Genomic DNA, 23,756 nt, shown 5'->3' with positions numbered 1-23,756 from the left:
TATATTTACAACTCAGAACTCACTCTCCGCTGAGCATACAAACCGGTGACTTCTTGTCTTTTGAAGGCTGTAGCGGCTACAAAAGAACATAAATAAGCTCTACCTAAGCTCTAGAAGTTCTCACTAGAAACAATAACGATCTTGTTAACGGATGGAATTATTTTTATAGGGGCCACCCTTTCCAGGCCGGAGATGGCAACGCCAATCTCATTGGTGCTGAGTGTCGCAAATATTTTTTGGGAACCAAGCTGTTGATCTTCGAGGACAATTTTTTTACCGGAATAGCGATTCAACTCGGAAACCACCTTTTTCAGGGGCTCCCCATTAAAACTGAGAATGCCCTTCTTCCAGCTCAACTGCCTGCCAAGGTCGTCAACTCTGCTGACGGTCGCCATTTTTTCCTCAGAATCAAATACCAGTTCCGTGTTCGGCAGCATCCGCACTTGTTGGTCTGCCTTGTGATGTACTGGTTCATCAGCTTCCGGGTTAACCGCTGGCGCGCTGACATCCATATTTTCTTCCTGGCGATGCAGCAAAACACTGCCTTCCACCAGGGAAATTTCAAAGCCGGCCTGGTAACGCCGAACATTGAATTCCGTACCCAAAACACTGATTGAGCGGCCCTGAAGGTCTACACTGAAAGGCCGTTGAATGTCTTTGCTGACATCGAAATACCCTTCACCACGGCGCAAAACAATTTGCCTCAGGTTTTCTGTCATCACCACCAGTATTTCTGAGGAGGTATTCAGGGTAATGGTGGAACCGTCTTCCAGGTTGATGGTTTTTATTTCGCCCACACCGGTGACATAGCGCTTAACCGGGGGGGCATTCACTTCTGTGGGTTGCCCAAACATCCAGCCATGCCCGATATACACAAACATGACAAGACACGCCATTGCCAATGCACCGACGCCCCAGTTCACATTGGCCATTGCAGGCTTCCCTTTCTCACCTTCCATCAATTCTCTGATATCACTGCAAGATGACAAGAATTCTTTGCGCTCATCAATAGCCGCCAACAACTGGTTGGATTCGCAATACTCGCGGGCAAATTCAGCGTTGTTGCCGTATTCTTTTCTCATCTGCAAATATTCATTCTCAGTCGCTTGGTCGTAATAAGAATGAACAACGGCCCTGGCTGCTTTACGCGAAATCAATCTGTTTTTAATTTTCCTGATCATTTTGAGTCATCCATTTCTGATTTCACTTGCTTCTTAATCTGCATAAGCGTTTTAAATATGTATTTCTCGACCGTTCTGATGGATACCCCCATTTCATGGGCGATTTCACCATAACGCATGCCACGCAACCGGCTGAGAACAAAAGCGCGACTCCACTCCGGTTTGATACTGACAAGTACCTTCCTGACTTCTTCCAAATCCTCACGGGCGAGCACCAGGGATTCCGGCGATGCATTTGACACTCTGTTGTCTCCCAGCTCGGCGGGCATGTCTGCCTGCCTGTCTCTGTACTGTCGGCGTATTTTTTTACGCCGATCAGAATCTATTAATATTCTATTCGCGATTGTAAAAAGATATGGCCTGACACCACTGCTGTCAGCAGGCATCTTTGCGAAGATATCTTCCATCCGGGCCAGCCGAATAAAGGTTTCCTGAACAATGTCATCCAACTCATCAATGGCAGCTACACGCACACTCAAAAAATTCCGCATGGCAGCGGAGTGCTCAACAAACAACCGCTCAAGGTAACGCCTCCTCCTGTCGGAAGTGTCGACGGCGATATTGAGGACATTGCCCCTGCTACCCTTGTTCATTGTTATATTTTTACCTGAAAAGGCTTCTTTGCTACAGAACTAACGCATCAGAAAGAAAAACTACTACGGTTTGACGGAAATAAGTTTGCTTTCTTCGCCCGATAAGCTGTATACCTTTGATTATCAACAGGTTATCAAAAATATCACCCGAACTGGCTCAACGCTGAAACCACAAGGCAGAACCCTATGAAAAAAAACCACCTACTCCGATCAGCCATAACGCTGTTTATCAGTGCATCCCTAGTAACCACTGCATTGGCAGATCACGAAACAGCACCGGCGCTTGACGATGGCCTGCTGACTTACAAGGATATTTTCAGCCTGGAATACGCTGCCAATCCCGTGGTTATGCCCGGCGGTAAGCAGGTGGTTTATGAACGTCGCAGTATGGACATCATGAACGACCGATTGCGCCGGAGCTTATGGACGGTGGCAGTGGATGGCAGCAGCCACATGCCCTTATTATCGAACACAAAAAATCATTTCGCCCCGGTTTTTTCCCCAGACGGGACGCGAATGGCTTATCTGTCCAGCGAAGAAGGCAAAGTACAGATATACGTAAGGGACGTTGCCAGCGGCAATACTGCCCGAGTTACCGACGTGGCTATGAGCCCCAACAGTTTGAGTTTTTCTCCAGATGGCAAGCAACTGGCGTTTGCCATGTTCACCCCAGCCAAACAAAAGCCCGTCTTCGACATATCGTTCAAGCCGAAAGGCGCCGAGTGGGCCGACAGCGCGCAATACATCGACCAGACTCTGTTTCAACGGGACGGTGCGGGCATGAACCGCCCCGGCAATATGCAGATATACGTAGTGCCAACCATTGGCGGCACTCCACGGCAAATGACGTTCGGTGCACACGATTATTCCGGCTCGCTGGCCTGGACGAAAGACGGCAAGAAAATCATTGTCTCCGCCAATACCCACAAGGATTTTGACTTCGATATTTTTAACAGCGATTTGCTGTCCATCAACCTGGCGGACGGTGAGATCACCCAACTTACCAGCACCAGTGGCCCGGAAAGCAACCCCAAGATAAGCCCGAATGGCAACAAGCTGGCCTTTACCGGCTTTGAAGATAATGGCAAGTCCAATCAGATTACTGAACTCTACGTGATGAATCTGGATGGCAGCGGCGTTCAGCGCTTAACGCCGGATTTAGATCGGTCTGTGGGTGATATCAAATGGGCAAAAAACAGCAAAGGCATTTATTTCAGCTACGACAACGAGGGTAAAAAGCACGTGGCCCACGTCAGCTTGTCTGGGCAGATCAGTGAGAAAACCGATGCACTGGGCGGCATCAGCATTGGCAGGCCTTATACGTCTGGTGACTACGACGTGACTAAAAACGGCAACGTGGTTTATACCCATTCCAGTGGTGACCGGCCAGCGGATTTGGCACTGGTGGACAAACGCGGCAAGGTGACAACACTCACCGACCTCAACGGTGACCTGTTCGATCATAAGGCCATTAACAAACCGGAGCTGATGGTGGTCAACAGCAGCGTCGACAATCGCGAGCTGCAAGCCTGGATCGTCAAGCCTCCGGAGTTTGACGCCTCCAAAAAGTACCCGTTAATTCTGGAAATTCACGGCGGCCCACACACCGCTTATGGCCCCAGCTTTTCAACAGAGGTGCAGATGTTTGCCGCCGCAGGGTATGTGGTGATCTACGGCAACCCTCGCGGGTCCACCTCCATGGGCAGTGAATTCGCCAACCTGATCGACAAAAACTACCCCTCTCAGGATTACGACGATCTGATGGATATGGTGGATGGGGTTATCGGCAAAGGTTACGTGGACGAAACCAACCTGTTTGTCACCGGCGGCTCTGGCGGTGGCGTGCTAACAGCCTGGATTGTCGGCAAGACCGATCGATTTAAAGCCGCGGTGGTGGCCAAGCCAGTGATTAACTGGATCAGCATGATCGGCACCTCCGACATCTATACCTTTATGACCCGCTACTGGTTCAGTGACCTCCCCTGGAACGACTACAGCCAGTACTGGGATCGATCACCCCTGTCACTGGTTGGCAATGTCACCACACCAACCATGGTACTTACCGGCGAGCTGGACGTTCGAACCCCCATGAGCGAAAGCGAGCAATACTACGGCGCACTGCGTTTGCAGGGAGTCGAAAGCGCTCTGGTTCGCATTCAGGGTGCGTACCATGGTATCGCTGCGAAACCCTCTAACCTGGCCAGAAAAATCGGCTACATTCTGTCCTGGTTCGATAAATACAAAGAGCAAGAAACAGATTCAGCAGCGGATACGCCAGCAGCCAAATAAGGTATAAATAGTTAACAAAGGTAAAGTTATGTTAAAAGGCCTTAGTGCCTTGTTTTAATTGGCTTTTTTACAAATTGTAAAAATTGCATCAAGACCCTTCAGGCGTATAAAGTGAATCACGAGATCGGAGCTTCCCCCCATTAAGTTTCCGCTCTCAGAGAGGAGGGAGATGCGAATAAGAGCCTCTTATTCGCTGTTGTATGGCAGCCACCCCCCATTTGGCGGCCCTGCAACTGGAGAGTACCCCACTGGCGACAGTGGGGTTTCTTTATTTTGGGGCACTCGAAAAGCGTCATTGCGAGACAAATTGGCAGGAAAGCCAATTTGGGCGTCGAAAACGGCCGCAGGCCGAGCACCAGGGAAGGTGCGAGTCAATTCGAAGGCGACGCGGCAATCTCGTGACTTTTACGCCTGGTTCAGGAGATTGCCACGGCCACAAGTGGCCTCGCAATGACAACGTTAAGAATCACCCAGATATTTATCCAAAACCCGCTCCACCTCGCTTTTCACCATGGGCGCGAAAGCAGACATCATCAGCCCCAATTCAACCGTAACAACCACGGTTTTCTCACCCAGTAACGCATGGGCTTTGGCGCCACTTTGTTGGTAGTGCAATTCGTTGCCCTGCCAGTTGACGCTGCCCCCCAACTTGTCGGTCAGTTTGGCGGCCAACTGATCACCCAATTCCCTTAGCTGACCATTATCCAGCTGATGGTCACGCTCTACATAGACTTTTGCCACGGCTCCCCCTAAATGCAAAAATTTTCCACTTTTCCTTCATTGTTGAACCAATCAGGCAGTGTTAGCATAAATACCGGTACAGATTCTCAGATTCGCTGAGATCGTAATACAGGATTTACCCGGCCAATACTGCACAAACGGCTATTGATGGGTATTATCACCGGTACGCGGTTCAACTGCATCACAGTTTGTTGAACCGGGTTTGAAACGGCGCCATGAAGTTATCTAGACTGAGGGAATAGGAGCTTATATATGGCAGATATAAGAACAGTAACACGCACTCTGCGGCAGGTTTTTTCGGGGCACATCATGATCCCGGCAGCCTTCTGCGCGATCTTCTCCTGCAACGCCAGCGCTGACGGCAACCTGTTCCTGCCCAGCGAAATCAAGAGCAGCAAGAAAGACTCATCCATCGCTCATTCCGAACTGCGTTCCCTGTGTAACGAGAAACTGGCTGAACGCTCTGAGCAAATTCGCTCCAACCGCATGTCTGCCACTCACCGCGCCCTTAACTACGACTGGCTCTCTTCCTACTCAGAGCAAGGTCGCCAATACCATGGCGGGCGGGCATTTGGCCGTATGGCCCAAAAGATGCTCAGGGAATACTGGGAATACAAGCGCCAGACATTAGGTGATGGCGCCCTGCTCGACGAAGATGGTAATCTCAAGCAGCGCAACTTCCGGGGTGTTGATTACGGCTTAACCACTTCTGGTGGCGGCCTTAATATCGGTTTGAATTACACCTTCGAATAACTGTCCCTACGATTCCCTTCATCCTTCAGATAGAATCCCCGCTCCACCCAATGGAGCGACCCCGTGACCCCAGAAGAATTTAGCACCCTGCCCAAGGCCAGTATTTTTCGACGCTTGGCCGCGCTTGTGTATGACTTTTTGTTGATGCTGGCTATCGTGTTTATCTGTGGTGTCCTTGCCGTCATCATTCAGTACTTGATCTACAGCCCAATACCAGAAGGTCAGCAAATGCCCCCCCTCCCCTGGGTGCCCGTAGTTACGGCTTTGTGGTTCGCCAACGCTTGGTACTTTGTCTACTGCTGGCAAAAACGCGGCCAAACCCTGGCCATGAAAGCCTGGCGCATGCGCTTGCAACAGCCTAACGGCTCCCTGACCACCACCAAGCAACGCTGGCTGAGAGCACTAATCGCCCCGCTATCGCTGGCCAGCGTTATCGGCCTGCTGTGGAAACTGTGGGACAAAAACGGCGACTGCCTGCATGACAAGCTCACCGGAACACGGGTAGTGTTATTGCCGAAGGGGGTTAATTGAGGGTTGCGGGCAAGTTCGCTCATTCTACCCGCAACGCGTAACTCACAATTATTTCTTCTTCCTCTTATCCTCAATCTCCCACTTGCCGCCCTTATACCAAGCGCGGAAGCCGGTAGACTTACCTTCCACTTCCGCCTGCACGTACTGCTCCTTGGTCTTGCGGCTGTAGCGCACGTAGGTGGGTACGCCGTCCGGATCGGCCACCGGGGCAGTCCACAGGAAGCTGTACTTGGGGTCGATCTCGTCCTTGTGAGGCAGCATTTCGGCGATTTGTGGTGATCGGGTTTCCCTGTGTTTAGGAAATTGGCTGGCAGCCAGGAACAGGCCGCTGGCGCCGTCGCGCAGAATGTAATGGTCGTCCACTTTGACGCACTGCAATTCCGGCATAGGCACCGGGTCCATCTTCGGGGGCGCAGGCTGGCCGTTCTTCAGCAGTTTACGGGTGTTTTTGCAGGTTTCGTTGGTGCAACCAAAAAACTTGCCGAAACGGCCGGTTTTCAGCTGCATTTCGCTACCACACTTGTCGCAGTCCAGCACCGGGCCTTCGTAACCCTTGATCACAAAGGTGCCCTGCTCCACTTCAAAGCCGTCGCAATCCGGGTTGTTACCGCAGATATGGATTTTGCGCTTTTCGTCGATCAGGTAATTTTCCATGGCGGAGTTGCATTTGCCGCAACGGCGCTTGTCCATCAGCAGGCGTGCTTCCGCCTCGTCGTCTTCATCGACGTTCACCGCCTCGTCACCGGGCAGCAGGTTGAGGGTGCCTTTGCAGCGCTCTTTTGGTGGTAAAGCGTAGCCAGAACAACCCAAAAACACTCCCGTGCTGCCAGTGCGCACCATCATATGACGGCCGCATTGTGGGCAGGGAACGTCGGTTTCCGAGGGCGCATTGGGGCGCATACCCCCTTCCGCGCTCTGTGCCTGTTCCAGCTTGGCAGAAAAGTCACTGTAAAAGCGATTGAGTACGTCCTGCCAATCCAGGTCGCCGTCCGCCACTTTATCCAGATACTCCTCCATGGCGGCGGTAAAGCCGTAGTCCATCAGATCAGTAAAGTTTTCGTTGAGGCGGTCGGTGACAATATCGCCAATTTTTTCCGCGTAAAAACGGCGGTTTTCTACCCGCACGTAACCGCGATCCTGAATGGTAGAAATAATCGAGGCGTAGGTGGATGGACGGCCAATACCGCGTTTTTCCAACTCTTTTACCAATGAGGCTTCGCTGTAGCGGGCTGGCGGCTTGGTAAAGTGTTGGTTGGGAACCAAGATATTCAGGTTCAGCTCATCGCCCACTGCCAGATCCGGAAGCTCCACATCGTCGTCTTTTTTGCGCAGCGCCGGCAGCACTTTCAGATAACCATCAAAGCGAATCACCCGACCTTTAACCCGCAGCTCGTAATCACCGGCAGTAACGGTCACCGTGGTGCTGGTAAATTCTGCAGGTACCATCTGGCAAGCCACAAACTGCTGCCAGATCAGTTGGTAGAGTTTGCGAGCGTCCGCTTCCATGTCTGACAAGTCGCCGGGCATGATGTCGATATTGGAGGGGCGAATGGCTTCGTGAGCCTCTTGAGCACCGGATTTGCTGCTGTAGGCAATGGGCGCATCGGGCAAGTATTTATCGCCAAAGCGCACGCCAATAAACTCCCGGCAAGCGTCCACCGCCTCCTTGCTTAAGTTAGTGGAATCGGTACGCATATAAGTGATGTAGCCCGCCTCGTACAGACGCTGGGCCATCATCATGGTTTTCTTCACCCCGTAGCCGAGGCGGGTGCTGGCCGCCTGCTGAAGGGTGGAGGTAATAAAAGGCGCTGAGGGCTTGGATTTGGTGGGTTTGTCTTCCCGGTTGCTGACCCGGTATTGGGCCGGCTTCAGCTGAGCAAGAGCGGCGTCGGTTTCGGCCTTGTTGCCGGGGCGAAACGCTTTGCCCTGATGGCGAGCCACATCAAAGCGGATAATTTGTTCAAGGTCTTCCGCCGTTCTTTCCAGATCCGCTTGAACCGTCCAGTATTCTTCCGGGATAAAAGCGCGAATCTCACGCTCGCGCTCCACCAGCATTTTCACCGCCACCGATTGCACACGCCCGGCGGACAGGCCGCGGGCGACTTTTTCCCACAACAGGGGCGACACCATATAACCCACCACCCGATCGAGGAAACGGCGGGCCTGCTGGGCATTTACCCGGTTGTTGTCCAACTCGCCAGGTTCGGCAAAGGCGTCTTTAATGGCGCTTTTGGTGATCTCGTTAAACACTACCCGCTTGTAACGGCCCAGATCGCCGCCAATGGCTTCCTGCAGGTGCCAGGCAATGGCCTCACCTTCTCTATCCAAGTCCGTCGCCAGATAGATGTTGTCGGCGTCTTTGGCGAGCTTTTTCAGTTCTGCCACCACCTTTTCCTTGCCCGGCAGAATCTGGTAATTGGCTTTCCAACCACGATCCGGGTCGATGCCCATGCGGTTAACCAATTGCTCTTTGGCCTTGCGACGCTTGTGCACAACCTTTTCTTCTGGCGACATCTTGCGTGTTAACGCGGCAGCCTTGGCACGGGCTTTGGGGTCTACTGGTTGGCGGGCACCACCGCCGGTGGGCAGGTCACGGATATGACCGACACTGGATTTCACCGTGAAATCTTTGCCCAGATATTTGTTGATGGTTTTCGCCTTGGCCGGCGATTCCACAATAACCAGTGATTTTCCCATAGAACGTCAAACCCGATTGGCGGCTTATCCCGGCCGCAAAGTCACATAACAGCCCCCAAACCAAACTGTCAGAGGGCGAAAGTGGCGAATATACACGCACAGAACCGGCACAGGTCAAGGAAAATTTTTTGTAGCCCCATAATAATAGATAGCAATGAAAGCTACTTTTGAAGGGCTTGTCGCAGGGTTTTCAGGGCATCCACAAGGGCGGCAACATCCGCCTCTTCCCCCTGTTCCAACCAGTGAATGGCGAGCCCCTGGCGGGACACAACAAGGCCGGTAACGCCGTCGGGCAGCCCCGGCAGCAACTGCTCCAGCGTGCTACCAATACCCGGCTGAGCCGGCCCCTCAAACCACCGCCAATTGGGCCATTGGGCTTCCATGCCGCGGCGATTATTGTGAGTCAACACCCAGGGGCGCAGCCCCTCTGGCGTGTTACCCCCCCAAGGTAATAGATAGCTGACTGAATCCAGATCGCGTTCGTCATCCCTGGCATCCGGACGACGGGCAATCTTCACATGCAAACCGGCAGCGGATGCACAACGGCGCAGGGTTTCCAGTTTTTTTTGCCTTGGAGATGATTTAAGTCCAATAATTGGCGAAAGAACCAGCGCCAGCACCACAATGACCCAAATATATTCCATACTTGCAATAGACCTTCGTTAATTGAGGAGACTGCCCATGCCCAGCTATCAACACATCCTGGTCGGCCTGGATCTGTCACCGGAATCCCGGCAAGTGGTGGATCGAGTCGCCGAACTGTATGCCAACAACGCCAGCGACAGGCCACAAATCACCCTGATGCACGTGCAGGAGCCCCTGTCGTTTGCCTACGGTGGCGATATTCCCATGGATTTATCCGACGTACAAAACCAGCTGGAAGAACAGGCCAGGAGCCGTCTGGCGGAGCACGGTAACACACTTTCAGTGGCCGCAGACCAGCAGCGGGTAATCGTCGGCCAACCCGCCCACGAACTGCACCGCTATGCGGAAGAAAACCAGGTGGATTTGATTGTGGTGGGCAGCCACGGCCGCCATGGCCTGGCATTACTGCTGGGCTCTACCGCTAACGGAGTAATCCACGGTGCCGGTTGCGATGTGCTGGCAGTGCGAATAAGGGAGGAAAACTGAATTTTACCTTCATAATCTATTCACAGCTGCCGATAACAGCTACAGTTTCAAAGATATCAAGCTGTTACCAGATTGTTTGAGTCTATTTTATGAAGCGTTGCACCCTGTTCGCTGCCCTGTTTTCGTTCAGCTGTCACCTGCTGGCCGCAACCGACAGCGCCGACTCCACCGCCAGTGCCATTGTTATCAATCCATCCCAGATCGCCTCCGGGGATAGCGAGCAACTGGAACAACAGCGCCAGTACTACCAGCAGGCTCTCAAAGCCCTGCGCCAAGGGCGCCAGAAGGCTTTTCGCAAACAACTGGCGCAACTGCAGCACTACCCTCTGAAACCGTACCTGGAATACGCCAGTCTCCAACCCCGATTGCACAAACTGCCACGCCGGGAAGTGGACAGCTTTCTCGATCGTTATCAGGGCCAACGCATCGCCGACAAACTGCGTTTGCAATGGTTACGCGCCCTGAAGAATCGCCGCCGTGGCAGCGATTTTGTGCACTATTACAAAGCCAGTCTGGCAGACGCCAAACTGCGCTGTTACTACCAGTACGCCCGTTTTCGCACCGGCAATGAACAGCAAAAGCAGGATGCTTTGCAGCAAGGCTTAAAACTTTGGAACCAGGGCAAGTCCCAGCCAAAAGCCTGCGACAAGCTGTTTGCCCAGCTGGAAAAACAGCAACTGATCGACGACAAGCTGATCTGGCAGCGCTACAGCAAGGCGCTTTCCAATCGCCAGTACAAACTGGCCCGCTACCTGCAAAAACGCCTGAAAGCCGAGCCTTACGCGACCTGGGCCGCTAACGCCAGCGCCGCCAGCAAAAAACCTCATCGCATTGGCAACTATGCCCAGTTTGCCGATCAAAGTCCGGAAATGCTCGCGGTTATCGAGCACAACCTGCGCCGCCTCAGCCGCGAAGACCCGCAGGCGGCGCTCAAACACTGGCGTCATTACCGGGGCAGCCACGCGTTCAAGATGCAGGCCAAGGGCCATATCAACGAGCGCATTATCCAAGGGCTGCACAAACAAGATCAGTCTGAACTGGCGGACAAGTGGCTGAGCGACACTCTCGCTGAAACCAACCCCACACTGCTGGAATGGCGTATTCGCCTGGCCCTCAACAAAGCCCAATGGACAGATGCCCAACAGTGGTTGACGCAACTGCCCCAGGAACATCGCAACGAGCCCCGCTGGCAGTACTGGCAAGCGCGCCTGGCCCAACAACTCAACGGCGAAGACCCGGCTCCGGTGTACGCCGAGCTGGCCCAGCAACGGAGCTTTTACGGCTTCCTGGCCAATGAATGGCTGGGTGGCAGTTACCAAATGAACCACATGCCGGTATCGATAGACGAAACTGGCGTCGAAATGCTGGAAACTATTCCCGCCATTCGCCGCGCCCGCGAGCTATATCATCACGGCGACACCCTTGCCGCACGCCGTGAATGGCAATACGCCAGCCGCAACTTCAGCGAACAACAGTGGCAACTATCCGCGGAAATGGCACGTCGCTGGGGCTGGAGCAATCAGGCCATTGTCAGCATGATCCAGGCCAGCTACTGGAACGACATTGAGCGCCGCTTCCCCATAGATCACCACTCGCAATTTGCCCACCAGAGCACCGAGTTGGACATCCACAAACACCTCTTGCTGGCTTTAGCGCGCCAAGAAAGTGCACTGGCCACAGACGCCATTTCCCCGGTGGGTGCCCGCGGCTTGATGCAATTGATGCCCGCCACCGCCCGGCAAACCGCCCGCAAATACAAAATTCACCTGGCTAACAGCGAACAACTGCTGGAGCCCCACAAGAATATCGAACTGGGCAGCCGCTACTATCGGGAGCTTCTGGACCGCTTCAACAATAACCGCATCCTCGCCACCGCCGCCTACAACGCTGGCCCCCACCGGGTAAAACGCTGGCTGGAAAGGAGCGATATGCAACTGCACTTCGATGCCTGGATTGAAAGCATCCCCTTCAAGGAAACCCGCAACTACGTGCAAAATGTGCTGGCGTTTTCCATGATCTACGCCCACCTGCTGGGTTCGGACAGCCGCATGCTGGATGAGAAAGAGAAGACTGCTCTGCTGTAATGCTGCACTCCCCGGAACCCCTGATAGACATCGGCCTTAACCTTGCGAGCAAAGCCTTTGAAGGCGAGCAAGAAGCCGTTTTACAGCGGGCACAAGAAGCCGGTGTACAGCACTGTATCCTGACCGGCACCGACCTGAGCGCCAGCGAACAGGTTGCCGAACTCTGCCAACAGTACACCAAATCATTCCCCGGCATGCTCTACAGCACCGCTGGCGTGCACCCCCACCACGCCAGCGAGTGGAACACCAGCAGCAGCGATGCCATTCGCGCCCTTGCCGCTTTGCCACAGGTGGTGGCCATCGGCGAAACCGGGCTGGACTTTAACCGCAACTTTTCCACGCCTGAAGAACAACAACGAGCCTTTGAAGCACAACTGCAACTGGCCGCAGAACTGAGACTGTCGGTATTTATGCACGAGCGCGATGCCCACCAACGGCAACTGGAAATACTCCGGGAATATCGTGATCACCTGGTTGACGGCGTTATCCACTGTTTTACCGGCAGCAAACAAGCACTGTTTAACTACCTGGATATGGATTTGCACATCGGCATTACCGGCTGGGTGTGCGATGAACGCCGAGACACAGAGCTGCAAAAGTTGGTGAAAAACATTCCCCTGGAACGCCTGATGCTGGAAAGCGACGCCCCCTACCTGCTGCCCCGCAATATCGACCCTATGCCCAAAGACCTTAAAAAAAGCCGTCGTAATGAACCGGCATTTTTGCCTTGGGTGTTAAAGGAAATGAGCCGGCATTATGGGTTATCGGAGGAGGAAATTGCGGTGGGGACTACAGCTACGGCGAAGAGGTTTTTCCGTTTTTGAAATCCCTTATCTGTATTTTTCACAGCTAAAACCTGAAAGCCAATCTAAAAAATCATGACTTTTCCAATCTATCCGTTGGATGATCCTCACCATCCAAAACTGGAACATCTGCCAATACAAAAGGATCAACACCGTCCAAACATGCAATATTAAAAGCATACTGCTCAGGGTTAGAACGCCTTTGATGGTGTGTATAAATGCCGCACTTTGAACAAAAGAAATGCTTGGCGGTATTCGTGTTGAATTGATACAAGCTCAAAATCGATTCACCCTCATCGATTGTCAGGTCTTTGAGCTGAACAGAAGCTACAACGGCACCACGCCTCTTACACATTGAACAGTTGCAGCGGCGTGGATCAATTAAGCCGTTTTTTAGATTAACTGAAAATTTTACGCTACCGCAATGGCACTGCCCTTTGTGAACGGCTTTAACGTCAATGTAATCAACCAGCGGTTTTTTGCTGAGAGTGTAGTTGATACCCATATGTCACTCCTTGATTGTTCGCAAAAATAAATGCCTCTCGTCATTGCGAGGAGCCTTTCGTTTTAAAGAAAGGCGACGCGGCAATCTTGTGGATCTTGCTGCCAAATTCAGGAGATTGCCGCGTCGCCCTTCGGGCTCCTCGCAATGACGGGGAACGTTACTATCTCAAGGCTTTCGAAACTTCAACGTCCAACGATCCGTATTACCGGTTACCGTTTTGCGCCCTACTTCGTAACGCAGTTCATCATCGAGTTTGTAGTGCAAAGGCGAATAATCCACCAGCTCAAAACCAGCTGCCTGAATTTCCAGAATCGCCTGTACAGGGTCGAAGCGGCGGCGGTTTTCTCGCGTTAGCTCCTGCATATGGCGGCGGGTGTGATCCACCACCCCATAAATACCACCGGGCTTCAGCGCTTTAAATACTGCGTCGTTGAGCGCTGTGCGGGAGTCTGTATCCAGGTTGTGGTAGTTGCGAAAGGTCAGCACCATATCGGCGTTTCTCTTACCCAGATCAACATCACTAAGGCTGTATAGCAGGGGTTCGGCAGTGGAACGGGCAAAAGTGGATTTTTCACTGGCAACTTTTACATCGCCAAATCCTGGCTGTTGCAACTGTTCGCCAAGTCGGGATGTACCAAGCGCCACGGTGAGCTTGCCTTTATCTGCCAGTGCCGGCGCCAGCAGTTTGGTGTACCAGCCGCGGCCAGGCATTAGCTCAATCACCTTCATATTGTCTTTCAAGCCAAAAAACGCCAGCGTCTCTACAGGCCTGCGGTTGCGGTCCCGTGCTACTTCCTTTTCGCTGCGAATATCTGCCTTCATGGCCTCAGCCAATTTCGCTGCTACCGGGTCTGGCTCGGCGGCAATGCTGAACGTGCTGGTGGCAAATGCCAATGCGGCAATAATTATTTGAAATTTCATACTTTCCCTCCAAAAAAATTAATAAATATCGGTCTGAAAAACGCTCAACCTGAACAACTACAACCGACCGGATAACTATAGCCGCTTTTTAACCCTTGCGGTGGGTAATGCTTGCAGCGGGTCATCCGGCCATGGGTGCTTGGGATAACGGCCTTTCATTTCTTTTTTTACCTGCTGGTAACTGCTGTGCCAGAAACCCGCCAAATCCTGGGTAATTTGTAACGGGCGCCGCGCTGGCGACAGTAGGTGCACGGTCAACGGTACTCGCCCCCCAGCAACGGTCGGGGTTTGTTGGCAACCAAACATTTCCTGCAGTTTCACTGCCAATACTGGTGGCGACTGACTGTAATCCACTGTGATGTTGGAGCCTGACGGCACTGGCAACGTAACCGGAGCCAGCTCATCCAATTGTTGCGGCAACGGCCAGGGCAGTAGATTGGCCAGTATCGCCTTCAGATCCAGCTGCTGAAAATGGCTAAGGCGAGTGACCGGTTCTAAATAAGGCGCCAGCCAGCCTTCCAGGCTATTCAGCAGTGCGTCATCAGAAAGATCCGGCCAAGGGTCACCGATGGTGCGATGCAATAGCAGAACCCGGTGGCGCCACTGTTCCAGCGCTTTAGTCCAGGGCAGTAGCTGCAAGCCCTGCTTTCGCACCAAATCCAGCAAGGCGGCGGTTTTTTGTTGTGGGTCGATGGTGTCCAGTGGCCGGGAATTCAACAGTATGGCGCCAACCCGCTGCTGACGCTGGGCAACAAACTGCTGGCTGCGGTCATCCCAATGGGCTTTGTCTTCGGTTTTTAGCAATCCGCAAAGGTGGCTATCAAACAGCGCTTCAGATAACGGCACAGCGGTGTAAATGCGATCTTCCGCACTGCCTGCTTGCCCGCCCAGATCCGCTACCACCAACCAGGGCTCGCCTTGCAGATTCCCCTGCCCCGACAGGCGCGCCCTGCGGCCATTGCTCAACTGGTAGCTATCACCGCTTTTGTGCCGGGCAATACGGTCGGGATAAGCCATACCCAACAACAACCCCGGAGCCATATGAGCATCCACCGGGGCATCTGTTTGAGTGCCTTTTGTTTGAGTATCTTTGCAAATAGCCAGAAAACGACGGGATTGTTCGCGCACCCGCTGTTGCCAGCCTTTCAGGGTGGGCGGGCAACCACTGGATGACAACAACACAAGAGCGTCAATCAAGTTAGCACCACAAGTCACAGGGGTGCGTTCAGATAAGAGCGCCGCCAGATCACTGGCGCTTTTTTGCAGCCCCCACTGCTCTGAAAGCAGCAGCATATTGGCCAGACGTGGATGACAGGGAGTGGCGGCCATGCGCTGGCCGTGGGGCGTCAACTGCCAGCTGCCGTTATTGGTGCGTTCAATGGCAGCGAATGCCGCTAGCAATTCCAAGGCCTGCTGCCAAGGGCCACCAGGGGGCGCATCCAGCCATTGTAGTTCGCTGGCATCACCTACGCCCCAAGCCAGCAATTGCAACACCATTGGTGCCAGATCCGCCTGTAGAATTTCCGGGGTAGCATGCGCGGCAAGCTGCTGTTGCTGCTGGTCACTCCACAGGCGATAACACCTGCCAGGCCCCAGACGGCCAGCACGACCGGCCCGCTGCACACTGGATGCTTTGGATATACGCCGGGTGCGCAGGCGGGTCATGCCGCTATTGGGATCAAACTGCGGCTCCCGCGCCAGCCCGGAGTCCACTACCGTGGAAATTCCATCGATGGTGATACTGGTTTCAGCGATGTTAGTACTCAGCACGACTTTGCGCACACCTGTACCACAAGGCTCAATGGCACTGCGCTGCTGTTCAAGGCTGAGCGAGCCATAGAGTGGCGCCAACACCACATCATCCCTATCCACCAAGCGCTCGCGCAAACTGCTGGCCACCCGATTGATTTCCCCCTGCCCCGGCAGAAAGACCAACAGGCTACCGGACGTTTCCGACAACGCGCGCATTACCGTGGCAACCACCAGTGGCTCAATGGGGTCGCCAGCTTTGTGGTTCCTGCCGTAGACAATATCTACCGGATAACTGCGCCCCTGGCTGGTCACAATGGGTGCATCGCCCAACAACTGTGCCACCCGTTCACCATCCAGAGTGGCAGACATGACCAGCACTTTCAGCGATTGTTGCTGATCCCGAAACAATTCTCGCCCTTGCAGTGCAAGCGTAAGGCCAAGGTCCGCATCCAGGCTGCGTTCGTGAAATTCATCAAAGATCACCAGGCCAACCCCGTCCAGTGACGGGTCGTCCTGAAGCATTCGGGTAAGAATGCCTTCGGTAATCACTTCGATACGGGTTTCAGCACTTACCTTGCTCTGCAGACGCATGCGGTAACCCACGGTTTTGCCCACTGGTTCACCCAGCAGTTGCGCCATGCGCTCCGCCGCCGCTCGGGCAGCCATGCGGCGGGGTTCCAACAACAGGATTTTCGGTTTGTTCAACCAAGGCTGTTTCAGCAACTCCAATGGCACAACGGTGGTTTTACCGGCACCGGGTGGCGCCTGCAGTACCAGCTCATCATTGTTGGCGAGGTGTTGGCAGATATCCGCCAGCACCTCGGTAATGGGCAATCCGTCATTCACGATTTGTACAAGTCGCCAGAACCGGCACCACAGGCAATGATGGTGCGCATCATATCTTCCAGTTTGATGTCCGGGCGCAGCTCAACTTGATCCGGTTTCAGGTGGTACATATTGCCGGAAGTGGGATTGGGGCCGGTGGGCACAAATACGGTAAAGTCGCCGCTATCGTGTCGCGAAGTCACAATAGCAGTCACCGAGGTGGGGCACTGGGGGCCGAAAATTTTTACTCTGGCCACTTCACCATTGGCAAACGGCGATTTGCTGGCATCGCCAAAAAACTGGGCAATCACTTCCTTGACCATGCGATAGCCCGGCGCCAGCTTCAGCAAGTAGCGGTCGAACAACCGGTGAGCCCAGGCACCAATGCGAGTTGATACCAGGGTTCCCACCACAAAGCACAGCACCAGAATAATGGCAATTACAATCAGGTCGCCCACCAGTTCCGGTAGCCGATTATCGGCAACTACCAGGTTGGTAAGTGGCTGAATCCAGTTGGTAATCAACGCAAACAACCACTTGAACGCCGCCGCCAGTATCACTACGGGCAGCAACACCATGACACCACCGATAAAGATTTTTTTCATAGTTAGTTATCCCTCAATTTCAAAAAGCATGAATCGGGTGCAGTTAGCAGTGACCGCGGCCAGCAGGGCAGATTTTTGCTCCTGCAAAATCTGCATTTCCGCCATCCATGGCGGTCAGATGCTGGCCACGAGCCCCCATGGAAGGGCTTTCTCATAAAAAGAAAGCGGCGTGTCACGGCTAACTGCACCCGGTTCATGCCAACTCCGGAAAGCATTGTAACGGAGAAAAACCGCAATTCGATTCAGCTTGTATTCAGGTTCGCAGCGCTAATCTTGTCAGCAAGTCGGAAGAACCGGCTCTACACCCTGAGGAGATTGATCATGAAATCTATCATTCTGAAAACAGCATCTTTCAAATCTGCCGTGCTAAAACCGGCATTGGTGGTTATGGCGCTGGTCACTCTGTCTGGCACTGCCATGGCCGGAGGCCATCGCGACTACCACGATCGCCATTACGACAGACACCACGACAAGCACCATTACCGCGGCAACCATACGGACTACGCCCGGGTCATCAGTGTGAAACCCATCTACAAGAAGGTTCGCACTTACCACAGTGACTATCGTTATGACGACGGTTACGACTACTACGACCGCGGCTCCTCCAAAAAACCGCTGATCGGTGCCATTATTGGCGGAGGCGTGGGCCATGCACTGGGCAACCACAAGAAAAGCAAACGTGTGGGTGCGGCAGTCGGTGCCGTACTGGGCGCAGCTATCGCATCGGATGTCAGTAAAAAGCACCGTCACCATGACTATCACGACCGCGGTTACTACGACTACCATAAGGAAATCGTCGGGTATAAAGTGAAATACCGCTACAATGGCCGGGTGTACAAAACCCGCACCAACTACGACCCCGGCAGACGCATCAAAGTAGTGGTAGATGTGCGCCCCGCACACCGTTATTAATAATCAGCTTTTGTCCCACAAGCAGAGGAACCTGTTATGAACTGCCTAGTAAAAGTTACCAGCAAGTTCCTCTGCGCCTGTTTACTGGGCAGCACCATTACTCTGGTCAGCCCACCCGCCGAAGCAGACATTAACCGCAAGCAGGCGGCTGCCATCGCCAGTAAACAGGGTGGCAAAGTGTTGAAAGTTACCCCCATCAAGCACAACGGCAAAAAAGCCTTTCGCGTTAAAGTGCTTACCCCGTCGGGGAAAATTGTGCAGCTGGTTATCGATGGCAACAGTGGAAAAGTGATCAGGGGCAGATAATGCGAATTCTGATTGTTGAAGATGAAACCGCGCTGCGCGAACAGTTACAAAGCGCATTGACTGCCGAAGGCTATGCGGTAGATGCCGCCGCCGATGGCAACGAAGGGCTCTACCAGGGCAGTGAATACCCTTACGATCTGGCGGTTGTGGATATTGGCCTGCCCGGCATGGACGGTATTGAGTTAATCAAAACCCTGCGCCAGAAAGATCACCAATTCCCCATTCTGATTCTTACCGCCCGTGGCAACTGGCAAGACAAAGTAGCCGGGCTGGAAGCGGGTGGCGACGATTACCTGGTAAAACCCTTTCATCCGGAAGAGTTGAAGGCCCGCATTCATGCTCTGTTGCGCCGGGCTGCCGGCCGCGCCAGCTCAGCCCTGACGTTTGGCCCACTACAGATAGACACCGCCAGCAAACAGGTCACCCTGGAAGGCGCACCTCTGGAGCTGACCAGTTACGAATACAACACCTTGGAATACCTGAGCCGAGAGCCCGGCAAAGTGGTTTCCAAAACCGAGCTTACTGAACACCTCTACGACCAGGACTTTGATCGGGACAGCAATGTGATTGAGGTGTTTGTTGGTCGCCTGCGTAAAAAACTCGACCCCGGCGGTACCCTCAAACCCATCGCCACTGTGCGCGGCCAGGGGTATCGTTTTACCCTGCAAAGCACGGCTACGGGCACTATAGAATGACGGCCTGGCTACACTCTCTGGCTGGCCGTTTTGTATTGGCCTCTTTGTTATTGCTGCCTTTGTTTTTGGGCCTCAGCGGCCTGGCACTGGAACGCAGCTTTCGCCACAGTCAGGAATCCGCCCTCGAGGAGCAACTGAAAAGCACCGTATACCTGCTGATGGGAGCCGCAGAACTGGAAGGTGAGCAATTGTGGATGCCGGAACAGCTCACCGAACCGCGTCTTAACCAGCTCAATTCCGGCCTGCTGGCCACTATCGGCGACAACCAGCAAGTACTTTGGCAATCGGCCTCCTCTCTGGCCACTACCCTGCCCCCTTCCACCAACTCCCTGCGCACTGGCCAGCAGCAATTTCAAAAGCCTGCCAGTGACGAGCAACGCTATTACCAGTTTCACTACGATGTCAGCTGGCAACAGGCGTCCGGCGACAGTCGTCAGCTGCGTTTTAGTGTCGCTCAGGATCGCACTCCCATGCATACGCAACTGAGCGCCTACCGCCAACAGTTGTGGCAATGGCTCGGCGGCCTCGGCCTGTTTCTGCTGGCTATACAACTGTTGATTATGCGCTGGGGTTTACAGCCGTTGCGCCGAGTGGCTGAGGATTTACAGGCCATCGAACAAGGTGAACAGCAGCAGTTGCAGGGCAATTACCCACGGGAAATCACCCCGGTGACGGAAAACCTCAACCGTGTACTGGAAAGCCAGCACCAGCAGCGCGAGCGCTACCGCAATACCATGGCAGATTTGGCCCACAGCCTGAAAACACCGTTGGCGGTGATGCGCGGCCAATTACAGGGCGATGGCTCAGATGTGGACATGGATCAGCAGCTGGAACGTATGGACCAGATTGTGCGCCACCAATTACAGCGTGCGGTCGGCGGCAGCAGCGCCAGCCATCAACTGTTACCGGTGGAACCAGTGGTGCAGCGTTTGGTCAGCACACTGGAAAAAATTTATCAGTCTTCGGACATTCAATTTACCACCGAGCTGGATACCAATTGCCAGTTTCGCGGTGATGAAGCGGATTTAATGGAATTGCTGGGCAACCTGCTAGACAACGCCTGCAAATACGGCGCAGGGAAAGTGACTGTCGGCGCCGAACTGGATGGTAAGCGCTTGCAGCTAACCGTGGACGACAACGGCTCCGGCGTGCCGCCACAACAGCGCCAGGCCATTCTGCAACGGGGTACCCGCGCCGACACCAGCCAGGCCGGGCAAGGCATTGGTTTGGCGGTGGTATTGGATATAGTCAGCGGTTACGGCGGTGAATTGCATATTGAACCGTCGCCGTTGGGCGGAGCACGATTTCGGGTGGTGCTGCCGATTTGAATCGGCTTCGGGCTGCGGGCTTCGCAATACCTTTTCTCATGTCATCCTGAGCGCAGCGAAGGATCTCTTACTTCGCATCGCTATCGAGATTCTTCGCTGCGCTCAGAATGACAACATCACTCGGGTTGCGCGCGACACGAAACCCACAACCCGAAACAATGTTTAACAAGCGTGCAACACAAACTCCAAACGCCCATCCAGCATCAACACCCCGCGCTGAATGGTAAACCCCTGCAACTGCCTCTCCACCGATGCCTGAGCATGACAGTGCTTTTGCAAGCCCTGCCGCGTGCAGGGTTTGATGGTAAAACTGTTTTCTGATCGCACACCGTAGCCATAATCCGGCGGGGTTTTCTGGCGGTCCCGCTGCACAAAGCCGTGGCCGCGACTGCCTTTGTGCAAGTGGGGTTGCAGTGCCTGAGAGAGTGCCGCCAGGGCGCTGCTGTCCAGATAATTGAACAGATCCCAAAACAAAATCAGGTCAAAACGGGCATCCGCTGGCAAAGCCAGTGCTTCAGTAAACTGTTGCTGCAATTGCTGTTGTTTCTGCTCCTCCGTCAGACCCTCTTCCGTGGCCGCCATGGGCAACAGGTCAAACAGATCAGCAAACTGCAGACGGCAGCGATAGGCGGAGAAGAATTCCAGGGTGGCCGCCACACCGGGGCCAATGTCCAATACGGAAAGCGGCTGCTCAGGCTCCAGCCGTTCCGTCAAGGTGGCAAAAAGCTGGCTCTGCTGCACGGTGGCAGCAGAGCCAGTGTCGCCGCTTTCCTGACGGGGTGGTGGTTCCGCTGTGGTCTTGCGAAACACCGGGATCAAGAAGCGCTTTTCGCCGCCTCACCGGGCTTGTTGTCTTTGTGAAGCTCTTTCACTTCAGCGGCTTTAGGCGCCTTGGGAGCGGCTACAGCGCCATTGCCTGGGTCCATATCAATGCTGCCCTTGAACTTGGCACCGTCTTCCAGAGTCACTCTGGGCGCCACAATGTTGCCGCGCACATTGCCACTTTTGGAAACCGTCACTTTCTCGTGGCCGGAAATGTCCCCTTGAACCTCGCCGTCAATACGCACGGTTTTGGCGGTAATATCTGCTTTTACAGTGCCGCTTTTACCAACAGAGAGTTCGTGGGAGCTAAGATCAATGGTGCCGTCTACCTTGCCATCGATCACCAGGTTCTCACCACCGCTGATATCGCCCTTGATATGAATGGTAGAGCCAATCATGGCGCAGGCGCGGGCTGGTGAGGTAACGCTGGTGGCCGCCAGATCGCCACGGTCAACCTGGCTGCTGCTGGTGGCGGGTTTGCTTTGCTTGTCATCGGTTTTTTTATCGAACATAGCTGTGCTCTCTCATGCGTTGCGAAAAGAAATACGGACGTGGAATCATCAATGCAATGGCAACAGCTTACCAGTGCGCAAGTCACAGAATAAATAGATAGAAAGGGTATCTGTGGCTACAATTCGTGCCCCATTCACAGCCAGCGGTCATATTCACAGCCATGCGACTATTTCTCGCCCCCATGGAGGGGGTGGTCGATCACCATATGCGCGATCTGCTCACCGGTTTGGGGGGTGTGGATATCTGTGTCACCGAGTTTGTGAGGGTCACCGATGCAGTGCTGCCGGAAAGGGTCTTCAAAAAACTCTGTCCGGAACTGGCCAATGGCTGCCAAACACCTGCGGGAACACCGGTACGGATTCAGCTGCTGGGCAGCAACCTGGACAAACTGGCCCGCAACGGCGCCAAGGCCGCGCGCATGGGCGCCAGCGCGGTGGATTTAAATTTCGGCTGCCCGGCAAAAACCGTCAACAGCAGCGATGGCGGTGCCACCTTGTTGAAAGACCCGCAACGGGTGTACGACGTGGTCAAGGCAGTGCGCGATGCGGTACCGCAGCATGTGCCGGTCACCGCCAAGATCCGTCTCGGTTTTGCCGACCGCAGCGCTTACCTGGGTAACGCCACTGCCGCCTGGCAAGGGGGCGCCAGTGAACTGGCGGTACACGCCCGCTCCAAAGCAGACGGCTACAAACCACCGGCGTACTGGGATTACATCGGTCGTATACGCCAGGCAGTGGAAATACCGGTGATTGCCAATGGAGAAATCTGGTCGCTGGAAGACTATCAACGCTGTAAGCAGCAAACCGGCTGCAGTGATTTTATGCTGGGGCGAGGTTTATTGGCGCGGCCCGATCTGGCCCTGCAAATCAAACATTTTGAGGCGGGCACTGCTTACACTCCCCTGCCCTGGGGCGATGTCTGTCAATTGCTGTACGGTTTTTACCGGGAAACCGGTGCTGCCTATCCGGAGAAATTTCTCGGCAACCGCGCCAAACAATGGCTGATGTATTTGCAGCGCACTTACCCCCAGGCAAAGGAGCTGTTTGAAGAAATAAAACGCTTTCGGGAACACGAGGATTTTCAGGCGGCGTTTGACCGTCAGTTTGACAATAGCCGGGATATTGAGCAGATTGGCGACACAATAATTTAGAAAAGGAGCACCACCATGACCGACAACCCCTACTCTACTCCGCAGGCAGATATATCCGGCCCGCAGTCCGGGCAAGGTATTTCTCAAGATGTTGTTGATAAATTAACAGGTACTCGGCCTTGGGTTTTGTTTATTGCAATAGTCGCCATGTTGTTCGCTGTATTGATGACAATCATTGGGCTAGTATTTTTCTTTGGAGGTGCAGCTCTAGGGCTGAGCGATGGAGCAGGTATTGGGTTTGCCGGCATAGGTTCAGTTATGGGGATTATGTACCTTGTGATTGGCTTATTTTACTTTTTCCCCGCAATCTACATGATTAAATATGCCAGCCGTATTAAAGATGTGGTTAGAAACCCTAATAATTCATCTTTGGCGATAGCGCTGGATCAACAACGTAAACTTTGGAAATTTCTGGGCATACTCACAATTATTGCCATCGTGTTCTTTATAGCGAGCACAATCATTATGCCCATCGCCTTAACAGCAATGGGTGGAGTTTCTGGAATATAAGTTACCGTCATCCTGAGGGAGCGAAGCGACCGTGAGGATCTCAGGGTCTGAAAGTTGTGAGATCCTCACGTCGCCCTCCGGGCTCCTCAGGATGACAAGAGCGGCGACA

The 23,756-nt window shown here is 53.8% G+C and carries 23 protein-coding genes; 12 read left to right on the top strand and 11 right to left on the bottom strand.

From position 1 onward, the window contains the following. Nucleotides 1-110 precede the first annotated feature (110 nt). Nucleotides 111-1,082 carry a FecR family protein gene (locus QSV34_RS03115; protein ID WP_289151901.1) on the bottom strand — a complete coding sequence of 324 codons (972 nt, stop codon included), beginning with the start codon at nt 1,080-1,082 and terminating at the stop codon, nt 111-113. Between the two features lie 95 nt (nt 1,083-1,177). Beyond that, complete coding sequence (locus QSV34_RS03110; RefSeq protein ID WP_289151899.1) at nt 1,178-1,774, bottom strand: RNA polymerase sigma factor; 597 nt, start codon at nt 1,772-1,774, stop codon at nt 1,178-1,180. 186 nt (nt 1,775-1,960) lie between these two features. Between QSV34_RS03110 and QSV34_RS03105 the strand changes: the two genes are divergently transcribed. Next, nucleotides 1,961-4,063, top strand: a complete 2,103-nt coding sequence (locus tag QSV34_RS03105; protein ID WP_289151898.1) for a S9 family peptidase — start codon at nt 1,961-1,963, stop codon at nt 4,061-4,063. A gap of 459 nt (nt 4,064-4,522) precedes the next feature. Here QSV34_RS03105 and QSV34_RS03100 read toward each other — a convergent pair whose 3' ends face one another. Beyond that, nucleotides 4,523-4,804 carry a polyhydroxyalkanoic acid system family protein gene (locus QSV34_RS03100; RefSeq protein WP_289151896.1) on the bottom strand — a complete coding sequence of 94 codons (282 nt, stop codon included), beginning with the start codon at nt 4,802-4,804 and terminating at the stop codon, nt 4,523-4,525. Nucleotides 4,805-5,113: 309 nt separating this feature from the next. Between QSV34_RS03100 and QSV34_RS03095 the strand changes: the two genes are divergently transcribed. Both QSV34_RS03095 and QSV34_RS03090 read left to right on the top strand, forming a co-directional pair. Beyond that, on the top strand, nt 5,114-5,557 hold the full coding sequence (locus QSV34_RS03095) for a hypothetical protein (RefSeq protein ID WP_289151894.1): 444 nt from the start codon (nt 5,114-5,116) through the stop codon (nt 5,555-5,557). 63 nt (nt 5,558-5,620) lie between these two features. After that, entirely contained in the window at nt 5,621-6,088 is a 468-nt protein-coding gene (locus QSV34_RS03090) for an RDD family protein (protein ID WP_289151892.1), read from the top strand. A gap of 48 nt (nt 6,089-6,136) precedes the next feature. On the opposite strand, the gene topA is transcribed toward QSV34_RS03090, so the two are convergent. Together topA and QSV34_RS03080 are read right to left on the bottom strand one after the other, a co-directional pair. After that, nucleotides 6,137-8,785: a type I DNA topoisomerase gene (gene topA, locus QSV34_RS03085; protein WP_289151890.1), complete on the bottom strand. Its 2,649-nt coding sequence runs from the start codon at nt 8,783-8,785 to the stop codon at nt 6,137-6,139. A 161-nt stretch (nt 8,786-8,946) separates the two neighbouring features. After that, nucleotides 8,947-9,429 carry a hypothetical protein gene (locus tag QSV34_RS03080; protein ID WP_289151888.1) on the bottom strand — a complete coding sequence of 161 codons (483 nt, stop codon included), beginning with the start codon at nt 9,427-9,429 and terminating at the stop codon, nt 8,947-8,949. A gap of 37 nt (nt 9,430-9,466) precedes the next feature. On the opposite strand from QSV34_RS03080, the gene QSV34_RS03075 reads away from it, so the two are divergent. From QSV34_RS03075 to QSV34_RS03065, 3 genes are all read left to right on the top strand, one after another. After that, nucleotides 9,467-9,916, top strand: a complete 450-nt coding sequence (locus QSV34_RS03075; RefSeq protein ID WP_289151887.1) for a universal stress protein — start codon at nt 9,467-9,469, stop codon at nt 9,914-9,916. Between the two features lie 89 nt (nt 9,917-10,005). Next, nucleotides 10,006-12,000 (top strand): transglycosylase SLT domain-containing protein, encoded by a 1,995-nt coding sequence (locus tag QSV34_RS03070; protein ID WP_289151885.1) that lies wholly within the window; start codon nt 10,006-10,008, stop codon nt 11,998-12,000. Next, nucleotides 12,000-12,824, top strand: coding sequence for a TatD family hydrolase (locus QSV34_RS03065; RefSeq protein WP_289151883.1), 825 nt, complete (start codon nt 12,000-12,002; stop codon nt 12,822-12,824). Before QSV34_RS03070 ends, QSV34_RS03065 begins: the two co-directional genes overlap by 1 nt. A gap of 52 nt (nt 12,825-12,876) precedes the next feature. Here QSV34_RS03065 and QSV34_RS03060 read toward each other — a convergent pair whose 3' ends face one another. The 4 genes from QSV34_RS03060 to QSV34_RS03045 form a co-directional block, all read right to left on the bottom strand. Continuing rightward, entirely contained in the window at nt 12,877-13,308 is a 432-nt protein-coding gene (locus QSV34_RS03060) for a GFA family protein (protein ID WP_289151881.1), read from the bottom strand. A 165-nt stretch (nt 13,309-13,473) separates the two neighbouring features. After that, nucleotides 13,474-14,229, bottom strand: coding sequence for a class I SAM-dependent methyltransferase (locus tag QSV34_RS03055; protein WP_289151879.1), 756 nt, complete (start codon nt 14,227-14,229; stop codon nt 13,474-13,476). A 75-nt stretch (nt 14,230-14,304) separates the two neighbouring features. Beyond that, nucleotides 14,305-16,827, bottom strand: coding sequence for an ATP-dependent helicase HrpB (gene hrpB / locus QSV34_RS03050; RefSeq protein ID WP_289151877.1), 2,523 nt, complete (start codon nt 16,825-16,827; stop codon nt 14,305-14,307). Further along, on the bottom strand, nt 16,824-17,411 hold the full coding sequence (locus QSV34_RS03045) for a DUF502 domain-containing protein (protein WP_289151876.1): 588 nt from the start codon (nt 17,409-17,411) through the stop codon (nt 16,824-16,826). Before QSV34_RS03045 ends, hrpB begins: the two co-directional genes overlap by 4 nt. Nucleotides 17,412-17,732: 321 nt before the next feature. Here QSV34_RS03045 and QSV34_RS03040 point away from each other — a divergent pair, with 321 nt between their 5' ends. Genes QSV34_RS03040 through QSV34_RS03025 form a run of 4 tightly spaced genes read left to right on the top strand, consistent with a single transcriptional unit; the run spans nt 17,733 to nt 20,652 of the window. Then, nucleotides 17,733-18,323: a glycine zipper 2TM domain-containing protein gene (locus tag QSV34_RS03040; protein ID WP_289151874.1), complete on the top strand. Its 591-nt coding sequence runs from the start codon at nt 17,733-17,735 to the stop codon at nt 18,321-18,323. A 36-nt stretch (nt 18,324-18,359) separates the two neighbouring features. Then, complete coding sequence (locus QSV34_RS03035; RefSeq protein WP_289151872.1) at nt 18,360-18,629, top strand: PepSY domain-containing protein; 270 nt, start codon at nt 18,360-18,362, stop codon at nt 18,627-18,629. After that, a complete protein-coding gene (locus tag QSV34_RS03030; RefSeq protein ID WP_289151870.1) occupies nt 18,629-19,324 on the top strand; it encodes a response regulator transcription factor in 696 nt (231 codons plus the stop codon). Before QSV34_RS03035 ends, QSV34_RS03030 begins: the two co-directional genes overlap by 1 nt. Then, nucleotides 19,321-20,652 carry an ATP-binding protein gene (locus tag QSV34_RS03025; protein WP_289151868.1) on the top strand — a complete coding sequence of 444 codons (1,332 nt, stop codon included), beginning with the start codon at nt 19,321-19,323 and terminating at the stop codon, nt 20,650-20,652. The genes QSV34_RS03030 and QSV34_RS03025 overlap by 4 nt, the downstream gene beginning before the upstream one ends. A gap of 162 nt (nt 20,653-20,814) precedes the next feature. Here QSV34_RS03025 and QSV34_RS03020 read toward each other — a convergent pair whose 3' ends face one another. Together QSV34_RS03020 and QSV34_RS03015 are read right to left on the bottom strand one after the other, a co-directional pair. Then, nucleotides 20,815-21,462 carry a methyltransferase domain-containing protein gene (locus QSV34_RS03020; protein WP_289152006.1) on the bottom strand — a complete coding sequence of 216 codons (648 nt, stop codon included), beginning with the start codon at nt 21,460-21,462 and terminating at the stop codon, nt 20,815-20,817. A gap of 5 nt (nt 21,463-21,467) precedes the next feature. After that, complete coding sequence (locus QSV34_RS03015) at nt 21,468-21,986, bottom strand: bactofilin family protein (RefSeq protein WP_289151866.1); 519 nt, start codon at nt 21,984-21,986, stop codon at nt 21,468-21,470. 161 nt (nt 21,987-22,147) lie between these two features. On the opposite strand from QSV34_RS03015, the gene QSV34_RS03010 reads away from it, so the two are divergent. Beyond that, complete coding sequence (locus tag QSV34_RS03010) at nt 22,148-23,137, top strand: tRNA dihydrouridine synthase (RefSeq protein ID WP_289151864.1); 990 nt, start codon at nt 22,148-22,150, stop codon at nt 23,135-23,137. A gap of 15 nt (nt 23,138-23,152) precedes the next feature. Continuing rightward, entirely contained in the window at nt 23,153-23,647 is a 495-nt protein-coding gene (locus tag QSV34_RS03005; RefSeq protein ID WP_289151862.1) for a DUF5362 family protein, read from the top strand. The last annotated feature ends 109 nt before the right edge of the window (nt 23,648-23,756 follow it).

Source organism: Porticoccus sp. W117 (genome assembly GCF_030341905.1).
Lineage (GTDB): Bacteria > Pseudomonadota > Gammaproteobacteria > Pseudomonadales > Porticoccaceae > SCSIO-12696.
This window is presented reverse-complemented; position numbering and strand designations above follow the sequence as displayed.